The organism is Pseudochrobactrum sp. AO18b, assembly GCF_000409565.1.
GTDB lineage: Bacteria > Pseudomonadota > Alphaproteobacteria > Rhizobiales > Rhizobiaceae > Pseudochrobactrum > Pseudochrobactrum saccharolyticum.
Genome location: NZ_ANNO01000269.1, coordinates 1 through 3,089, shown reverse-complemented (window position 1 = coordinate 3,089; position 3,089 = coordinate 1). Strand labels below are relative to the sequence as shown.

Here is a 3,089-nt window from a genome sequence, read left to right as displayed (position 1 = left end):
GGAAGTGTTCCGGCAGGATTTTTTATTGCCGGCAACAGATTGGCGGGAATGCAATGCAGCTGATTTTTCTGAGCCATCCGCAGGTTGTTGTTGATCCGGCTGTGCCGGTTGAGCACTGGCATTTGTCACAAGCGGGCAGGGTTGCGTTACAACAGTTTCTCGAATGCCAAATCTGGCCGGTGCCGGATATGATCTGGAGCAGTACGGAAACCAAAGCGCAGCAGACTGCTGCTTTATTGGGCGCGTATTTTACCAAGACTGTGCAGAGCCATAGTGCCTTGGGAGAAAATGACCGCTCCACAACGGGTTTCCTCCCTCCGGCAGAGTTTGAACAACTTGCTGACCAGTTCTTTGCTCAACCGCATCATTCCGTGCGCGGTTGGGAAAGAGCCGTGGATGCACAGGCGAGAATTTGCACGGCAGTTCGTGACATTATGGATGCTGCTGCCAAGGCTCAGCATAAGGCCGTTATCATCTGCGGTCATGGGGCAACCGGCACATTGCTTTATTGTGCGCTGGCCGGATTGCCGGTTTCCCGCCTCTATGATCAGTCCTCGCAGGGGCATTATTGGCACTATGATGACGGGGCAAAACAGATGCTGCATCATTGGCGGAATATTAATGATCGCGCCTGACAGGGATTACAGTCTTGCATCGCGTTTCATGGTTCTGTAGTCAGAGAACATGCAGGTCCTGACAGTGCTGCCAGCTTGCAAAAAATTGCAGGAGCGCGGCATGGCACAAATTATTTCTACTGACATTTCATCTCTTGAACTGGCTGCAAATGCGCTGGGCACAGGCAAACTTGTGGCTCTGCCGACCGAGACTGTCTACGGACTGGCCGCCGATGCCACCAATGGCAATGCGGTTGCCGGTATTTTCTCTGCCAAAGGCCGCCCGCATTTCAATCCGCTGATTGCGCATATGGCGACGCTTGCAATGGCCGAGCGCTATGTGGTGTTTGATGATCTGTCCCGTAAACTTGCGGAAAAATTCTGGCCGGGGCCGCTGACACTGGTGCTGCCGGTGCGTGACGGTGCGGAGATTCATCCGCTGGTGACTGCTGGTCTCACAACACTGGCCATTCGTATGCCGCGCGGGCCGGTGCGTGAGATTATTGCCATGCTTGACCGCCCGTTAGCCGCACCAAGTGCCAATAGTTCTGGGCGTATCAGCGCCACCTCGGCAAAGGCTGTGCAGGATGATCTGGGTGCCAAACTCGACCTGATCGTTGATGGCGGTGCCTGTGTAGTGGGGCTGGAATCCACCATTGTTAAAATTGAAAATGGTCAGGCATTTCTGCTGCGTCCGGGTGGTCTGGCAGCAGAAGAGATCGAAGCTTTTCTTGGCCAGCCTTTGCATCGTCTGGATCAGCGTGCGGCCATTCAGGCGCCGGGCATGATGGCGTCTCACTATGCGCCGGATGCAGCGATGCGGTTGAATGTCTCTGAAGTGCGTGAAGGCGAGGCGCTGCTGGCTTTTGGCGCACAGCGAGCAAGTAGTGCTGATAAAGCCGTTGCGGTGCTGAATCTGAGCCCATCCGGTGACTTGCATGAAGCTGCCGTGCATTTGTTTGATTATATGAAAAAGCTGGATGCAGCAGGGGCGAAGACGATTGCCGTTGAACCGGTGCCGCATCATGGTCTGGGCGAAGCAATTAATGATCGCTTAGCGCGCGCGGCTGCGCCGCGCGAATAACTGGTACTGGGCGGAAACAGATGATGACGATTTCAGAAGAGTTGATCGCACGCTTCACTGCAATTGTCGGTGAGAAAAATGCACTCCGCGATCCCGCCGATCAGATTTCTTATTTAAGCGAGCCGCGCGATCTGTTTCATGGCCGCACTGCTTTGGTGCTGCGCCCTGCATCGGTGGATGAAGTCTCTGCCATTATGAAACTGGCATATGAGACTGCAACACCTGTTGTGCCGCAGGGCGGTAATACCGGCCTTGTTGGTGCGCAGCAGCCGGATACCAGCGGACGGGCGATCATTCTCTCGCTGTCGCGCCTTAATAAAATCCGCAATATTGATACGATCGGCAACCTTGTCACGGTTGAAGCCGGTGTGGTTTTGCAAAATTTGCAGGAAGCCGTACAGAATGCCGGACGGTTGTTACCTCTGTCGCTTGGCGCGGAAGGTTCCTGCCAGATCGGCGGCAATCTCTCATCCAATGCGGGCGGCACGGCTGTGCTGGCCTATGGCAATATGCGCGAATTATGCCTTGGTCTTGAAGTCGTCTTGCCGGACGGGCAGGTGCTGAATGATCTGCGCCGCGTGAAAAAAGACAATACCGGCTATGATCTGCGTGATTTGTTTATCGGTGCTGAAGGCACGCTTGGCGTTATCACCGCGGCTGTGCTGAAAATGCACCCGCAGCCGAAAGGCAAAGCGGTCGCCTATGCCGGATTGCAATCGCCGGAAGATGTGGTGCAGCTGTTCCGTTTGGCGACCGATCAGGCGGGGCAGGCGCTGACCGGCTTTGAGCTGATGCCGCGCATTGGCATGGAATTTATTCTGCGCCATATTGCAGAAGCGCGTGACCCGCTGGAAAAAACCTATCCTTGGTATGTGCTGATCGAGATTTCCTCTGCGCGTTCAGAGGCCGATGCGCAGGAAATGATGGAAGCTGTTCTGACGCAAGGTTTTGAGGCCGGACTGGTGCAGGATGCAGCCATTGCGCAAAATGGTGCGCAGGCTGATCTGTTCTGGAAAATGCGTGAGGAAATGTCTCCGGCGCAGAAGCCGGAAGGCGGTTCAATCAAACATGATATTTCTGTGCCTGTCGCCTCTATCCCTGCATTCCTTACGGAAGCGGCGATTGCAGTTGAGGAAATGATCCCGTCCGCGCGTGTGGTTTGTTTCGGCCATATTGGTGACGGCAATCTGCATTATAATGTCTCGCAACCGGTCGGGGCGGATAAGCAGGCATTTCTGGCACAGTGGCATGAACTGAACCATCGCATCCATACCATTGTGATGAGTTATAATGGTTCCATTTCGGCAGAACACGGTATCGGCGCGCTGAAGCGTGAAGAATTGCGGGCTTTCAAACAGCCGCTGGCGCTGGAATTGATGCACCGGATCAAA

At 54.7% G+C, this 3,089-nt stretch carries 3 protein-coding genes; all 3 read left to right on the top strand.

Annotated elements, in window-relative coordinates; translation table 11 throughout:
- The first annotated feature begins 53 nt into the window (after positions 1-53).
- Entirely contained in the window at positions 54-635 is a 582-nt protein-coding gene (locus tag A918_RS0111305) for a histidine phosphatase family protein (RefSeq protein WP_022711175.1), read from the top strand.
- Between the two features lie 100 nt (positions 636-735).
- On the top strand, positions 736-1,698 hold the full coding sequence (locus A918_RS0111300; protein ID WP_028233689.1) for an L-threonylcarbamoyladenylate synthase: 963 nt from the start codon (positions 736-738) through the stop codon (positions 1,696-1,698).
- A 20-nt stretch (positions 1,699-1,718) separates the two neighbouring features.
- Positions 1,719-3,089 (top strand): FAD-binding oxidoreductase (locus tag A918_RS0111295; RefSeq protein ID WP_028233688.1); only part of this gene is annotated, 1,371 nt, incomplete at its 3' end.

Excerpts from the sequence above, each read along its gene's own strand:
- A918_RS0111305 (WP_022711175.1), top strand. The coding sequence starts at position 54 with ATGCAGCTGATTTTTCTGAGCCATCCGCAGGTTGTTGTTGATCCGGCT.
- A918_RS0111300 (WP_028233689.1), top strand. The coding sequence starts at position 736 with ATGGCACAAATTATTTCTACTGACATTTCATCTCTTGAACTGGCTGCA.